The organism is Pseudomonas sp. GW456-E7 (genome assembly GCF_059424105.1).
In genome coordinates this window covers 1-14,916 of sequence record NZ_JBWKZB010000012.1, presented here as the reverse complement: position 1 = coordinate 14,916, position 14,916 = coordinate 1, and the positions used below count along the sequence as shown (strand labels likewise).

Here is a 14,916-nt window from a genome sequence, read left to right as displayed (position 1 = left end):
TTCGCCCACAAATGTTTGCCGTGTGATCTTGAATAAAAAAGAAATGGAGTTGTACCGATGAAAATGTTTGGCAGGACTCTGCTGACACTGTCCTTATTGGGCGCGATCGCCACCGGCGCCCAGGCCAATGACAAGGTTCTGCGCGTCTACAACTGGTCGGATTACATTGGCCCGGACACCGTCAAGAAGTTCGAAGACGAGACCGGCATCCAGGTGACCTACGATGTGTTCGACAGCAACGAAACCCTCGAAGCTCGCCTGCTGGCGGGCAAATCCGGCTACGACATCGTCGTGCCGTCCAACAGTTTCCTGGCCAAGCAGATCAAGGCCGGCGTCTACCAGACGCTGGACAAGTCGAAGCTGCCGAACTGGAACAACCTCAATCCGGTGCTGCTGAAAAACGCCTCCGCGAGCGATCCCGACAACGCTCACGCCATCCCGTACATGTGGGGCTCGATCGGCATCGGCTTCAACCCGGCCAAGGTCAAGGAAGTGCTCGGCGCCAACGCCCCGACCAACTCCTGGGACCTGCTGTTCAAACCGGAAAACGCCGAGAAGCTCAAGGCCTGCGGCATCAGCTTCCTCGACTCGCCGACCGAAATGATTCCGACCGCCCTACACTACCTGGGCTACCCGGTGAACGATCAGGACAAACAGCACATCGCCCAAGCCCAGGCGCTGTTCATGAAGATTCGCCCGAACGTGGCGTACTTCCATTCGTCGAAATACATCTCGGACCTGGCCAACGGCAACATCTGCGTGGCCGTCGGTTACTCCGGCGACGTGCTGCAGGCCAAGGCCCGCGCCCAGGAAGCCGGGGACAGGGTGAAGATCGACTACAGCATCCCGAAAGAAGGCGCCGCCAGTTTCTACGACATGCTCGCGATCCCGCGCGATGCCGCCAACGTCGAGAACGCGTACCTGTTCATGAACTTCCTGATGCGCCCCGACGTGATCGCCGACATCACCAACAACATCGGCTACAGCAACGCCAACGCGGCGGCCACGCCACTGGTCGATGAAGCGATCCGCAACGATCCGGGTTCCTACCCGTCGGAAGCGGTGATGGCCACGCTCTATGCCGTACCGGACCAGCCGATCGCCATCCAGCGAATCATGACCCGAGGCTGGACCAAGGTGAAACTCGGCCAGTAATTCACTCAATTGATTTGCTGAGCCTGACATAGCCATCGCGAGCAAGCTCGCTCCCACAGGGATAGCGCGAACTTCAAGGTACATGCCGTACCTGTGGGAGCGAGCTTGCTCGCGATGAGGCAAGAACATCCAGCACAGATTTCAGCTCTACCCATTTCCGTTCACGCAGCGCCTTACCACCGCTGCCTCTCCTGCAAGTAGAACGGCCTCACCTGGCTCCCTCGGTTCAGGTGAATTTGGCGCCCTCGGGCGCCTTTTTTTATGGGGGATCAAGCAACGGCCATTCGGCCAGCGCCCGATAGCGGCCCTTGTGGGATTCGAACAGGGTGAAGCGCTCGGCACGCAGGAAGAATTGCGGCGCGGTCGGGGACTCCGGCACCGGCGCCCGATAGTCCCGCGCCAGGGTCAGGTGCGGGCGATACTCCCTTGGGGCCTCCTCCAGCCCGAACGGCAACATCGCCTGTTCCAGGGCATACACCAGACGCAGCAATGCCGGGGGCGCCTGCTGTGGCGCGAGCACCAACGCCCCGGCCCTGCGCCATACATCCAGCCGGTCAAGCTCCACCGTCAAGCGCTCGCCCGGGGTGCGGATGGACGCCGCAGCGGTGCATAGCTCGGCGATCTGCGCCACACCAACCGCGCCCAAAAACTTCAGCGTCAGGTGAAAGTTGTCCGCTGGCACCGGTCGTCCGTTGCGCAGTTGCAGCGCGCTGCGCCACTGGGCGATCTCCCGGCGTTGGGCCGGGGCGCAGTCCAGCGCAAAGAACAGCCGCTTGATCGGCTCGCGGGTTTCGTCGTTCATGCCGCACTCCTTGTGGGAAGACTGTCTGAGTGTACTCAACACCCGCCTGCCGGCCAGCGGATTTCTGGCACCGTCCGGCAGGCGCGTTATAGTTCTGGCATCCCACAAAAGCAGAGGGGACCATGCGACAGATCATCAGCAAAGAGCCATGGTGGGCCAGACCGCCCGCGCCAGGTCAGGATGAACTCCAGCTGGAGTGGGGCTGGCTGGTGCATTACAGCGAAGGTGAACCGCGCTTCGAGTTCATCCGCGAGCGGCCGACGGACGACGAGATCCGCCAGCGCAAGAGTTGCAGGATCACCCCGACGCCGGAGTGATCCCGCGTCCGGCATCACGCCGTGAGGAGTACTTCAAACCCGCCGTACACCATGCGCTGGCCATCGAAGGGCATCGGATTGACGTCCGGCTTCATGCGCGGGTCCTGCATCATCCTGTCCATCCCGGCATTGCGGGTGGCCTTGTCCGGCCAGATGATCCAGCCAAAGGCAACGGTTTCGCCCTCCTTGAGCTTCACCGACATCGGGAACGAGGTGACCTTGCCTTCCGGCACATCCTCGCCCCAGCATTCGACCACGCTCAAGGCACCGTTTTCCTTGAAGACCGAGGCGGCGATTTCCGCGTGTTTAAGGTATTGCCCACGGTTGGCGGTGGGTACGGCAGCGATAAAACCATCGACATAAGACATGAGTGCTTCTCCTTGGGTCATGGGGTGTTCTGCTGGGTAGTCGGTTGCGCCGGCGTCCAATCGACAGTGCCGGCACTCAAACCGACCGGCGGTGGTGCGCCGCCGCCCAGATTCCCTTCGATCTGTCCCGCCATGTAAAGCGTGCCAGCCATGACGCCGGTGGTCGGGTTCTGCACCAGCTTGATCCAGGCCTTGTCGAAGGTATTGCCCAGACTGCTGCGGATCAGCGCTTCGCTGTCCGGCCTGTCATTGGCCTGAATGATCGCGCGAATGGCGGCCACACCGACGGTAATCAAGCCGCCGGCGAGTCTCCCGGCAGCGGCGGCCACGGCACTGGCGGCCCCGCGCGGGGCCATCTCGGCTTCCATGCGCTGGCTGGCGCGCTTGGCCACCGGCGCCATCGCGGTGTCGGTCGAACCCACGCCCTTGTCACCGCCGGCCTTATGGATTTTGTCGAGCAACGCAGCGTAAGCCGGCAATGTGTTCAACGATTCGGTGTGCACGATCTGGTACAACGAGGCGTCCCGCGCCGGCGGTGGCCCGAGGGCAATGGCCGGGATTTTCTGGATGCGCCCGTTGAGCTGGGCCATCGGCACGCCGTGGCGGGTGGAGATTTTCTGCAGTTCTTCCTTGAGGATGTCGACGTAGAAGGCCGCTGCCAGGCCAAGAATCGCATCGGGATCGATTTCCGCCGCCACCGGGGCCAGGACCTTCTCCTGGTAGGCCTCGAGCAGGTACGCCGCCAGGCGCTTGGCCGAGGCATCCTGCTCACCCTTGGCGCTGATGGTGTACCAGCTGACCTTCATCGACATCCATTCCTGGGTCCAGTAGCTGCTGAACCACGGAATGAAATTTTCTTCGGTCAGTTCATAGACCCGCGTACGCCAGTATTCCATGGCGCCACGGGCGTAGATTCGGGTCTGCTCGGTGGCCGACTGCGACGCGGCGACGATCTCCCGGTCCACCTGTTGCCAGGTGCTGGCGGGAACGATGACCGGGGCCACTTCCACCGGCGCACGCGGCGGCGTGGCGCACCCTGCCAGCACCACCAGCACGGCAATGATCAGCGAACGCAGGTTCAAGATGGCGGCTTCCTGAAGTGTGCACCGGGCGGGATGTCCAGCACTCGAAAACCATGATTCAAGTATAGGTCGCGGCGCCCCTGAGGCCGCCTTCGCGAGCAGGCTCGCTCCCACAGGAAAGCGGCTGGCCACGGACCTGTGGGAGCGAGCCTGCTCGCGAAGGGGCCAGAGCAGACAGCACAAAAACCACCATCACTGGCGTCGATATTCACCATCGCCGCGATTGCCTTCCGCTTGCACGCCGTCAGCGTAGGATCGATCCCAAGCCAACACGAAACCCCGAATCGGAGGGAAACCTCATGCTGATCCATCTGCTGACCTGCCTGGCCCTGACGGCGTTCACATTGAGTGTGTTTGCCTGGTACGTCCTGAGCGAGGAGCAAACATCATGATGCACACCGTCTCCCTCGCCGTGCGTTTTCCGCTGTTCGGCAAGAATTTCTACACGCAGAAATTCGAGTCACGTAAAGAGTTGACTCTGCTGTTCGACGAGAAGTTCGAAGCGTTGCTGATCCCTTCAGCCGATCATCACTTCAGCAATGAAGTGGTCGGTCTCAATGATCAGTTCCGCTTTTTGAATGACGTGCTGGCCGAGCATTTGCTGGATGTCGAGGTGGCAAAAGGCTCGGCCCGTTCGTTCGGATTCTGACAGCGACCGCCGGTCACCCGGGCACGGACGCGAACCGCTCACAACGTACGCTGGCTATTGCCAGTGCCCCTCGCAATATCGATTCCCCAATCCATCGCCGCCTCCATGTCCAGCATGTGCGGCCGTGGGTCGTGGTTTTCGTCGATGACCGAGCCGTCCGGTTTGTAGACACCGATAAACATGCCCAACGAACCGTCTTTCAATATCTCGGCGGTGACTTTGATTTTGCATCCGTTCGATAGCGTCTCCTTGTGCTCAATGTGGCGCTCGGTCATGACTGCATTCCTCCCCTGACTGGATTCAAACCCTACTGGCCATGCTAGCTCAGGCCTCTGAAATGCGCCGCCCCGCTGGACCGGAGGGCCTGGCCTGACAGCGGCGCAATGCCACCTATACTGAAGGCCACCTCCCCCCCCAGGGGATCTGCACGTCCAACAATAAAAAGCAGAGGTGGAACATGGTCTGGCAGCAAGTCTACGATCCGTTCGGTAACCCGGTGCTTTCAACGCTCATGGCGGCTGTGCCGGTGGTGGTGATGCTGGCGTCCCTCGCGTTTTTCCATATCAAGGCGCACCTGGCGGCGCTGCTCGCCCTGGCCTCGGCCTTGCTGATCGCGATCTTCGCCTTCGGCATGCCGGCGAACATGGCCGGTTCCGCGGCGCTGTTCGGTGCAGCCAACGGTTTGCTGCCGATTGGCTGGATCGTGTTGAACATCATCTTCCTGCACCGCCTGACCACCGAGAACGGTTCGTTCAAGGTGCTGCAAGACTCCCTGGCGCGCATCACCGATGACCGGCGCCTGCAATTGCTCCTGATCGCCTTCTGCTTCGGTGCGTTTTTCGAAGGCGCGGCCGGCTTCGGTACGCCGGTGGCAGTGACCGGGGCGATTCTCATCGGGCTCGGCTTTTCGCCGCTTGCCGCCTCGGGACTGGCGCTGATCGCCAACACCGCGCCGGTGGCCTTCGGCGCCCTCGGTACGCCGATCATCACCCTGGCCAAAGTCACCGGGCTGGATGAGATGGAGCTGTCGATGATGGTCGGTCGGCAATTACCCTTCTTCTCGGTGCTGGTGCCGTTCTGGCTGATCTGGGCCTTTGCCGGCTGGCGCAAGATGCTGGAGATCTGGCCGGCGATCCTGGTGGCGGGGGTCAGTTTTGCCATTCCGCAGTTCCTCGTCTCGAACTATCACGGGCCCATGCTGGTGGATGTGATCGCCGCGCTGATTTCCATGGCCTGCCTGACCGGTTTCCTCAAGGTCTGGAAACCGGCCACCGTGCACACCTCTGCCGCCCTGTCCGGCCGGGTCGACAACTCGAAGATCGACGCCGAGCACGACGAAAAGCCCGTACCCACTGCAACCTTTGCCAACGAGGCGAAACCGGCGGTGATGCGAGCCTGGATGCCGTGGATCATCCTCACGGTCTTCGTGTTCATCTGGGGCACCCAGGGCTTCAAGAACACCTTCGACACCCGCCCTGCCATCGACCCGCAAACCAGTGCCGCCAAGCTCGATCCGCAAGGCAAGCCGATGCGCGAGGCCAACCCGCTGTTTGCGCCGGTCGTGACCTTCACCACCCTGCACTTGCAGGTCGAGAAAGTCCCGCCCGTGGTGGCCGCGCCGAAAACCGAGGAGGCGGTGTACAAGTTCACCTGGTTCACCGCCACCGGCAGCGGCATTCTGCTGGCGGCAATCGTCGGCGGCTTATTGATGGGTTACTCGATCCCGCAACTGATTCACCAGTACCTGCGCACGTTGTGGGTGGTGCGTTACTCGTTGATCACCATTGCGGCGATGCTCGCGCTGGGCTTTCTCACACGCTACTCCGGCCTGGATGCGACCATGGGCCTGGCCTTTGCCGCGACGGGCATTTTCTACCCGATGTTCGGCACCCTGCTCGGCTGGCTCGGCGTGGCGCTGACCGGCTCGGACACCGCGTCCAACGTGCTGTTCGGCGGCCTGCAACGGGTGACGTCCGAGCAACTGGGCATCAGTCCGGTGTTGATGGCCGCCGCCAACAGTTCCGGCGGGGTCATGGGCAAGATGGTCGACGCCCAGTCGATCGTGGTCGCCTCCACCGCCACCCGCTGGTACGGCCATGAAGGGGAAATCCTGCGCTACGTGTTCTTCCACTCGATTGTGCTGGCGATTCTGGTCGGCGGGCTGGTGACCTTGCAGGCCTATGTTGCGCCGTTCAGCCATATGGTGGTGGGCGGGCGTTGAACTGTGGGAGCGGGCTTGCTCGCGAAGGCGGTGTGTCAGACAGCAATGTCTTCGACTGACACTCCCTCTTCGCGAGCAAGCCCGCTCCCACATGGGCGAGTGGTTTTTTTTGAATGAATGGTCCGTCGTGCGGACAAACATCCCATGGACAGCCGGCCGTATCAGGCCAATGATGAAGGTCGCAGGTCTCCAGCGAGAATCGTGATCCCATGAACATACTCTACGATGAACGCGTTGACGGCGCCTTGCCCGACGTCGACAGACAGGCACTGTTGCAGGCCCTGCAGAGCCGTTTGCCGGGCCTGGAAATCCTGCATCAGCAGGAGGAACTCAAGCCCTACGAATGCGACGGCCTGTCGGCCTATCGCACCACGCCGATGCTGGTGGTGCTGCCCCGGCACATCGACGAAGTGCAAGGGGTGCTGCGGGTCTGTCATGAGCTGCACGTCCCGGTCGTCGCCCGTGGCGCCGGCACCGGTTTGTCCGGCGGTGCGCTGCCCCTTGAGAAAGGCGTGCTGCTGGTGATGGCGCGCTTCAACAACATCCTGCACATTGATCCAGCCGCGCGTATTGCACGGGTTCAGCCGGGTGTGCGCAACCTGGCGATTTCCCAGGCGGCGGCACCGTTCGGCCTGTATTACGCGCCGGATCCATCCTCGCAAATTGCCTGCTCCATTGGCGGCAACGTCGCGGAAAATGCCGGTGGCGTGCATTGCCTGAAGTACGGCCTGACCGTGCACAACGTGCTCAAGGTCGACATCCTCACTGTCGACGGCGAGCATTTGAGCCTGGGCTCCAACGCCCTCGACGCCCCCGGTTTCGATCTGCTGGCACTGTTCACCGGTTCCGAAGGCCTGCTCGGGGTGATCACCGAGGTCACGGTCAAGCTGCTGCCCAAACCGCAGACCGCCAAGGTCTTGCTGGCGGCGTTCGACTCCGTGGAAAAAGCCGGGCGCGCCGTCGGCGACATCATTGCCGCCGGCATCATCCCCGGAGGCCTGGAAATGATGGACAACCTGGCCATCCGCGCCGCCGAGGACTTCATCCACGCCGGTTATCCGGTGGAGGCCCAGGCCATTCTGCTGTGCGAACTCGATGGTGTTGAAGCCGATGTCTCGGATGACTGCGACCGGGTGCGCCAGGTACTGCAACAGGCCGGTGCGACCGAGGTGCGCCAGGCCAAAGACGAAGCCGAGCGCGTGCGCTTCTGGGCCGGGCGCAAGAACGCCTTTCCGGCAGTGGGCCGCCTCTCGCCGGATTACTACTGCATGGACGGCACCATCCCCCGTCGCGAACTGCCCGGTGTGCTGCACGCCATCGCCGAACTGTCGAACGAATACGGCCTGCGGGTGGCCAACGTATTCCACGCCGGCGACGGCAACATGCATCCGTTGATCCTGTTCGATGCCAATCAACCCGGTGAACTGGAGCGCGCGGAAAACCTGGGCGGCAAGATTCTGGAGCTGTGCGTGAAGGTCGGCGGCAGCATCACCGGTGAGCACGGCGTGGGCCGCGAGAAGATCAACCAGATGTGCGCGCAATTCAACAGCGATGAGCTGACCCTGTTCCATGCGATCAAAGCCGCCTTCGACCCGAGCGGCCTGCTCAACCCCGGCAAGAACATTCCGACCCTGCACCGCTGCGCCGAATTCGGTGCCATGCACATCCATGGCGGTCAATTGCCCTTCCCCGAGCTGGAGCGTTTCTGATGCGCGGCCCTGAAGATTTCGATGACAGCCAACTGCTCCTGGAACAGGTCAATCAGGCGCTGGAAAACGCTACGCCGTTGCGCATCCAGGGTTCCAACAGCAAAGGCTTCCTCGGCCGCACCACGGCCGGGGAAATTCTAGATACCCGTGCGCACCGGGGCATCGTCAGTTATGACCCGACCGAACTGGTGGTCTCCGCCCGTTGCGGCACGCCGCTGGCGGAGCTGACGCAGGCGCTGGATGCCGCGCAACAGATGCTGCCCTGCGAGCCGCCGTCCTTTGGCGACGGCGCCACGGTCGGCGGCATGATCGCCTGCGGACTGTCCGGCCCACGGCGCCCGTGGTCCGGCTCGGTGCGCGATTTCGTCCTCGGCACGCGGGTCATCACCGGGCAAGGCAAGCTGTTGCGCTTCGGTGGCGAGGTGATGAAAAACGTCGCCGGCTACGACCTGTCACGCCTGATGACCGGCAGTTACGGCTGCCTCGGGCTGATCACCGAAGTCTCGCTCAAAGTGCTGCCAAAACCCCGGAAAGTCCTGAGCATCAGCCTGGAAATGGACCCTGAACGCGCCTTGCTGCGCCTGGCGGAATGGGGCCAGCAACCGTTGCCGATCAGCGCGGCCTGTCACGACGGTACACGCCTGCACCTGCGGCTCGAGGGCGGTGAAGGTTCGGTGGCGGCGGCCCACGAGCGCCTCGGTGGCGAACGGCTGGACGCTTCGTACTGGGAAGATCTCAACGAACAGCGCTTGAGCTTCTTCGATGAAGACCAGCCGCTTTGGCGCCTGTCACTGCCGCACAACACACCGCGCCTGTCGCTGCCGGGGCGCCAGTTGATCGACTGGGGCGGCGCCCAGCGCTGGTTGAAATCCGATGCCGAAGCGGCGTTCATCCGCCAGGTCGTCGACGAAGTCGGCGGCCATGTCACCTGCTTCAGCCACGGCCTCACCGACACCCCGTTCCAGCCGCTGCCCCCGGCCCTGATGCGCTATCACCGCAACCTGAAACAACAACTCGATCCACGGGGCATCTTCAACCCCGGACGCCTGTACGCGGAGCTTTGAACCATGCAGACGACCCTGAGTGAAAGCGCCCGCCATCTGCCCCGCGCCGCAGAAGCCGAAAGCATCCTGCGTACCTGCGTGCACTGCGGCTTCTGCAATGCCACCTGCCCGACCTATCAATTGCTCGGCGATGAACTGGACGGACCGCGGGGCCGCATCTACCTGATCAAGCAAGTGCTGGAAGGCAACGACGTCACGCAAAAGACCCAGCAACACCTGGATCGCTGCCTGTCGTGCCGCAACTGCGAAACCACCTGCCCATCGGGCGTCGACTACCACAACCTGCTGGACATCGGTCGCGCGGTGGTCGATGCGGCGGTGCCGCGTCCGCTCGGACAGCGCCTGTTGCGCGAAGGACTGCGGCAGACCGTGCCGCATCCGGATTTGTTTAAAAGCCTGGTCAATGGCGGCCAGGTGTTCCGCGCACTGCTGCCCGATACCCTGCAAAGCAAATTGCCGCGCCATGCACCGCCGGCCAAGCCGCGCCCCATGACCCTGCGCGCGCGTCAGGTGCTGATGCTCGAAGGTTGCGTGCAGCCCGGCCTGTCGCCCAACACCAATGCCGCGGCGGCGCGGGTGCTGGACCGGTTGGGGATCAGCGTCATCGCGACCCGCGAAGCCGGTTGCTGCGGCGCCGTGGACTACCACCTGGACGCCCAGGCCGCCGGTCTCGATCGCGCCCGGCGCAACATCGACGCATGGTGGCCGGGCATCGAAAAAGGCGCCGAGGCGATTGTGCAGACCGCCAGCGGTTGCGGCGCCTTCATCAAGGACTACGGCCATCTGCTCGCCAGCGACCCGGCCTATGCCGACAAGGCGAAAAAGGTCAGCGAACTGGCCCGGGACCTGGTGGAGGTGTTGCGCGACGAACCACTGGAAAAGCTCGGGATCCACGCCTCGCAGCGCCTGGCTTTTCATTGCCCCTGCACCTTGCAGCACGGGCAGAAACTCGGCGGCGCCGTGGAAGCGCTGCTGACCGGACTTGGTTTCAACCTGACGTCCGTGCCCGACGGGCACCTGTGCTGCGGCTCGGCGGGCACCTATTCGCTGACCCAGCCCGAACTGTCGCGACAACTGCGCGACAACAAGCTCAATGCCCTGGAAAGCGGCCATCCCGAGGTCATCGTCACGGCCAACATCGGCTGCCAGTCGCACCTCGACGGCGCGGGCCGGACCCCGGTGCGGCACTGGATCGAACTGGTCGAAGCCGCCCTGCCTTAACCGAATCCCGGAGATGCCCATGAACCGCAAAGCCGTGCTGAGCCAGACCGAAGTCCAGCAGATCATCAAAGCCGCCCGTGCCGAAGCACAGGCCAATCAATGGGCCGTGACCATAGTGGTGGTCGATGACGGCGGCCACCCGCTGGCCCTCGAACGCCTCGACGGTTGCGCACCGAGCAGTGCGTACATCGCTACCGAAAAGGCCCGCACCTCAGCCCTCGGGCGGCGCGAATCGAAAAGCTATGAGGACATGGTCAACGGGGGGCGCTACGCTTTTCTGTCAGCACCGTTGCTGACTTCGCTCGAGGGTGGCGTGCCGATTGTTTTCGATGGCCAGGTGATTGGGGCTGTCGGGGTGTCGGGCGTCAAGCCTGAGCAGGATGCGCAGGTGGCGAAGGCCGGGGCGCAGTGCGTGAAATGAGGTTTTAGCCTCACCCTGGATCCCTGTGGGAGCGGGCTTGCTCGCGAATGCGGTGTGTCAGACGGCAATGTCTTCGACTGACACACCGCTTTCGCGAGCAAGCCCGCTCCCACAGGGGCCGTGTTCAACCTTCTTTGAGGAGTTGCACCGATGACCCGTCTAACTGCCAAAGACTTTTCCCCGCAACTGCTTGAGTTATACGACTACTACGCCCACGGCAAGATCAATCGCCGGGAGTTTCTCGACCGCGCCGCGTTGTTCACCTTCGGAGGTTTGACCGCCGGTGCCCTGCTCGCCGCGCTAAGCCCCAACTACGCACTGGCCGAGCAAGTCGAGTTCACCGACCCGGACATCATTGCCGAGTACGTCACCTACCCTTCGCCCAAGGGCAACGGCCAGGTACGGGCGTATCTGGTGCGCCCGGCCAAGGCCACCGGCAAGGTGCCGGCGGTGGTGGTCGTGCATGAAAACCGCGGGCTCAACCCGTACATCGAAGACGTGGCCCGGCGTGTGGCCAAGGCCGGTTTCATCGCCCTGGCCCCGGACGGCCTGACCTCGGTCGGCGGTTATCCCGGCAATGACGACAAGGGCCGCGAGCTTCAGGCCACGGTCGACCCGGAAAAGCTGATGAACGACTTTTTCGCCGCCGTCGAGTGGATAATGAAACACCCTGCCGCCACCGGAAAAGTCGGCATCACCGGGTTCTGCTACGGCGGTGGCGTGACCAACGCCGCCGCCGTGGCCTATCCGGAACTGGGCGCCGCCGTGTCGTTTTATGGCCGTCAGCCTACGGCTGAGGAAGTGCCCCGGATCAAGGCACCGGTGATGCTGCACTACGGCGAACTGGATACACGGATCAACGAGGGCTGGCCGGCCTATGAGAAAGCGTTGAAGGCCGGGGGCAAGACCTATGAGGCCTACATTTATCCGGGCGCCAATCATGGTTTCCACAACGACTCGACGCCGCGTTATGACGAGGCGGCGGCGAAGCTGGCGTGGGAGCGGACGTTGGGGTGGTTTAGAAAGTATCTGGTTTGAAGTACTCGGCCAGCAGGGCCGGCCTCTTCGCGAGCAGGCTCGCTCCCACAGGGGATCTCTGTCGTACACAGATCTTGTGTTCACCGGAGATCCCTGTGGGAGCGAGCCTGCTCGCGAAGGCGGTTTCAGGGCTGCCGCGGTTACTTCGGCTGAGCCACCGTCCGCAAATACGGCTTCAGTGTCTTGAAACCATCCGGGTATTTCTTCTTCGCATCTTCATCAGACACCGAAGTCGGGATGATCACATCCTCGCCCGGCCTCCAGTTCACCGGCGTGGCAACGGTATGCTTGGCATTCAGTTGCAGGGAGTCGAGCAGACGCAGCACTTCATCGAAATTGCGCCCGGCGCTCATCGGGTAGATCAGCATGGCCTTGACCTTCTTGTCCGGGCCGACGATGAACACCGAGCGCACCGTGGCGTTGTCCACCGCCGTGCGCGCGCCGCCACTGGCATTGGGGTGGATCATGTCGTAGAGCTTGGCCACCACCAGGTTTTCATCGCCGATCAGCGGATAGTTGACCGCGCAGCCCTGAGTCTCGGCGATGTCGCCGACCCAACGATTGTGGTCACTGACCGGGTCGACGCTGAGGCCGATGACCTTGGTGTTGCGCTTGTCGAATTCGGGCTTGAGTTTGGCCAGGTAGCCCAGTTCAGTGGTGCACACCGGGGTGAAATCCTTGGGGTGGGAAAACAGGATGGCCCACCCATCGCCGATCCATTGGTGAAAATTGAGCGTGCCTTCGGTGGTTTCGGCGGTGAAATCCGGTGCTTCGTCGCCAATGCGGATAGCCATGTTCGATCTCCTTGCAGTGATGGACAGGGACGCCGTCAGGGCAACGAATGCGCTTTCAACGGCATGGACGCGGACAGTATAGGAGAGGTTGCGCAACTCGCCGGCTGCGTTAGTCCACCAGCGCAATCAGCTGCTGACGCTGGGCATCGGTCAGCATCGGGCCGAAACCGGCCCGGGCATTTTCCGCCATGTAGCGCGGGTTGCCGGTGCCCGGAATCACGCAGGTCACCGCCGAATGCGACAACAGGAACTTCAGTGCCAGTTGCGGCCAGCTCTTGACCCCGACTTGCGCCGCCCAGCCTGGCAGCGGTTTGTCTTTCAGTCTGGCCAGCAGGCCACCACCGCCGAACGGCCGATTGCAGATCACCGCCACGCCCCGTTCACGGCACAACGGCAGCAAGCGTTTCTCGGCGCCGCGATCATCCAGGGCGTAGTTGATCTGCAGGAAATCCAGCGGCTCGGCCTTGAGTACCGCTTCCACTTCGTCGTAGGCCGACGCCGTGTAATGGGTGATGCCGATGTAGCGGATGCGCCCCTGTTCTTTCCAGTGGCGCAGGGTCGGCAAGTGCGTCTGCCAGTCCAGCAGGTTGTGGATCTGCATCAGGTCGATCCGGTCGGTCTGCAACAGGGCGAAGGATTGTTCCATCTGCGCGATGCCTTCTTCGCGCCCGCGGGTCCACACCTTGGTGGCCAGGAACGCCGGCGAGCGCGGCTCATGGATCGACAGCAGTTCACCGGTGGTCTGTTCGGCGCGACCGTACATCGGTGAGCTGTCGATCAGCTTGCCACCCTTGTCGAACAACGCATCCAGTACCGCGGGCAAGTCCTTGTAGGCCGGTTGCGAAGGCTCGACGTCGAATCCGCGGTAAGTGCCCAAGCCTACGATCGGCAAGGACTCGTTGCTGGAAGGAATGGCGCGAGTCTGCATGGTCTTGCCTCCTGTTCCCGTCGACGGCGCGGGTTGCGCACCCGCCGGACCGAACGTGAAGACCGCCGAAGCACCGGCAGCCAGCGTGAGTATTTCTCTACGGGTGTAACCCTCAGGATGGCTCATAAAACGCTTCTCACCAGTCGTTCGGGTTCGGCCTGTGGCACCGACACGGCGAAAAACCCGCGCCCAGGGTCGATTGACTACACTCACAAGGCCCTGCGGCGCCAGCCACTTTCAAACCCCGAGCCGTCAATGCCGCCCACTAACGTTAGTCGAATGTCGCGCACCCTGGTGTTACTCGTCGTCATCGTCGCTGCGTTGTACCTGACGCTGTGCGTGACGCTGTTCGTGTTTCAGCGGTCGCTGATCTATTACCCGCAACCGCGCGCCGTCGGCACAGCCGGGACGCTGCTCACCCTGCCGGTCGCCGACGCACGGGTGCTGGTGTCCATCCGGCCTCACGAAGGCCCGAATGCGCTGATCTACTTTGGCGGCAATGCCGAAGACGTCTCGCGCAATCTGCCCGGGTTCTCCCAAGCTTTCCCTGACTACGCCCTGTACCTGCTGCACTACCGGGGCTATGGCGGCAGTTCCGGGTCGCCTTCGGAAGAGGCTATCGCCCGCGACGCCTTGACCTTGTTCGACCAGGTGTATGCCAGTCATTCGCATGTGGCGGTGGTCGGACGCAGCCTGGGGTCCGGGGTCGCCGTGCGCCTGGCCAGCCAGCGCCCGGCGGCGCGCCTGGTGTTGATCACGCCCTACAACAGCCTCGAGGGGCTGGCCGCTCGTCAGTTTCGCTGGTTTCCGGTGCGCTGGTTGTTGAAGGACAAATACCCGTCCTGGCAGTACGCCGGCCGCATCGCGGTGCCGACTCGCCTGATTGCCGCCGAACATGATGAAGTGATTCCGCGTTCGAGCACCGAGCGTTTGTTCACACACTTCGCCAAAGGTGTGGCGTCGTTGCAGGTGATAGCGGGGACGGGGCATAACTCGATCAGTGAAAGCCCTGAATACTTGAAGGCGCTGGGGGATGGGTTATAGCAAGCAAGGTAGAACATACCTGTGATCTGTGATCTGTGATCTGTGATCTGTGATCTGTGATCTGTGATCTGTGATCTGTGATCTGTGATCTGTGATCTGTGAT

At 62.7% G+C, this 14,916-nt stretch carries 16 protein-coding genes; 10 read left to right on the top strand and 6 right to left on the bottom strand.

The genetic code is table 11. The annotated features are described in order from the left end of the window. Positions 1-57: 57 nt before the first annotated feature. Positions 58-1,155 carry a polyamine ABC transporter substrate-binding protein gene (locus AC07YV_RS10340; RefSeq protein ID WP_102701222.1) on the top strand — a complete coding sequence of 366 codons (1,098 nt, stop codon included), beginning with the start codon at positions 58-60 and terminating at the stop codon, positions 1,153-1,155. Between the two features lie 259 nt (positions 1,156-1,414). On the opposite strand, the gene thpR is transcribed toward AC07YV_RS10340, so the two are convergent. After that, positions 1,415-1,957 (bottom strand): RNA 2',3'-cyclic phosphodiesterase, encoded by a 543-nt coding sequence (gene thpR / locus AC07YV_RS10335; protein WP_102701221.1) that lies wholly within the window; start codon positions 1,955-1,957, stop codon positions 1,415-1,417. A 122-nt stretch (positions 1,958-2,079) separates the two neighbouring features. Here thpR and AC07YV_RS10330 point away from each other — a divergent pair, with 122 nt between their 5' ends. Then, positions 2,080-2,274, top strand: coding sequence for a hypothetical protein (locus AC07YV_RS10330; protein WP_095967791.1), 195 nt, complete (start codon positions 2,080-2,082; stop codon positions 2,272-2,274). 14 nt (positions 2,275-2,288) lie between these two features. On the opposite strand, the gene AC07YV_RS10325 is transcribed toward AC07YV_RS10330, so the two are convergent. Together AC07YV_RS10325 and AC07YV_RS10320 are read right to left on the bottom strand one after the other, a co-directional pair. Then, positions 2,289-2,642 (bottom strand): DUF1428 domain-containing protein, encoded by a 354-nt coding sequence (locus AC07YV_RS10325; RefSeq protein ID WP_102701220.1) that lies wholly within the window; start codon positions 2,640-2,642, stop codon positions 2,289-2,291. Between the two features lie 17 nt (positions 2,643-2,659). Further along, entirely contained in the window at positions 2,660-3,724 is a 1,065-nt protein-coding gene (locus tag AC07YV_RS10320) for a hypothetical protein (protein ID WP_102701219.1), read from the bottom strand. A gap of 388 nt (positions 3,725-4,112) precedes the next feature. On the opposite strand from AC07YV_RS10320, the gene AC07YV_RS10315 reads away from it, so the two are divergent. Then, complete coding sequence (locus AC07YV_RS10315) at positions 4,113-4,373, top strand: hypothetical protein (protein WP_102701218.1); 261 nt, start codon at positions 4,113-4,115, stop codon at positions 4,371-4,373. A gap of 38 nt (positions 4,374-4,411) precedes the next feature. Here AC07YV_RS10315 and AC07YV_RS10310 read toward each other — a convergent pair whose 3' ends face one another. After that, positions 4,412-4,648, bottom strand: a complete 237-nt coding sequence (locus tag AC07YV_RS10310; RefSeq protein ID WP_007975246.1) for a hypothetical protein — start codon at positions 4,646-4,648, stop codon at positions 4,412-4,414. 182 nt (positions 4,649-4,830) lie between these two features. Here AC07YV_RS10310 and AC07YV_RS10305 point away from each other — a divergent pair, with 182 nt between their 5' ends. From AC07YV_RS10305 to yghX, 6 genes are all read left to right on the top strand, one after another. Continuing rightward, a complete protein-coding gene (locus AC07YV_RS10305; protein ID WP_102701217.1) occupies positions 4,831-6,594 on the top strand; it encodes an L-lactate permease in 1,764 nt (587 codons plus the stop codon). A 209-nt stretch (positions 6,595-6,803) separates the two neighbouring features. Then, the gene (gene glcD / locus AC07YV_RS10300; RefSeq protein ID WP_102701216.1) at positions 6,804-8,303 is read left to right on the top strand and encodes a glycolate oxidase subunit GlcD; all 1,500 of its coding nucleotides are present in this window, start codon (positions 6,804-6,806) and stop codon (positions 8,301-8,303) included. Next, entirely contained in the window at positions 8,303-9,367 is a 1,065-nt protein-coding gene (gene glcE / locus AC07YV_RS10295; protein WP_102701215.1) for a glycolate oxidase subunit GlcE, read from the top strand. The genes glcD and glcE overlap by 1 nt, the downstream gene beginning before the upstream one ends. Before the next feature lie 3 nt (positions 9,368-9,370). After that, on the top strand, positions 9,371-10,588 hold the full coding sequence (gene glcF / locus AC07YV_RS10290) for a glycolate oxidase subunit GlcF (RefSeq protein ID WP_102701214.1): 1,218 nt from the start codon (positions 9,371-9,373) through the stop codon (positions 10,586-10,588). 19 nt (positions 10,589-10,607) lie between these two features. Continuing rightward, positions 10,608-11,009: a heme-binding protein gene (locus AC07YV_RS10285; RefSeq protein ID WP_102675035.1), complete on the top strand. Its 402-nt coding sequence runs from the start codon at positions 10,608-10,610 to the stop codon at positions 11,007-11,009. Between the two features lie 150 nt (positions 11,010-11,159). Beyond that, the gene (gene yghX / locus AC07YV_RS10280) at positions 11,160-12,047 is read left to right on the top strand and encodes a YghX family hydrolase (RefSeq protein WP_102701213.1); all 888 of its coding nucleotides are present in this window, start codon (positions 11,160-11,162) and stop codon (positions 12,045-12,047) included. Between the two features lie 140 nt (positions 12,048-12,187). Here the strand turns inward: yghX and AC07YV_RS10275 are convergent, their stop codons facing one another. Continuing rightward, positions 12,188-12,841: a peroxiredoxin gene (locus tag AC07YV_RS10275; RefSeq protein WP_015095597.1), complete on the bottom strand. Its 654-nt coding sequence runs from the start codon at positions 12,839-12,841 to the stop codon at positions 12,188-12,190. 109 nt (positions 12,842-12,950) lie between these two features. Continuing rightward, positions 12,951-13,895, bottom strand: a complete 945-nt coding sequence (locus AC07YV_RS10270; RefSeq protein ID WP_173900838.1) for an aldo/keto reductase — start codon at positions 13,893-13,895, stop codon at positions 12,951-12,953. 129 nt (positions 13,896-14,024) lie between these two features. On the opposite strand from AC07YV_RS10270, the gene AC07YV_RS10265 reads away from it, so the two are divergent. After that, positions 14,025-14,813, top strand: coding sequence for an alpha/beta hydrolase (locus tag AC07YV_RS10265; protein WP_102701211.1), 789 nt, complete (start codon positions 14,025-14,027; stop codon positions 14,811-14,813). Positions 14,814-14,916 lie beyond the last annotated feature (103 nt).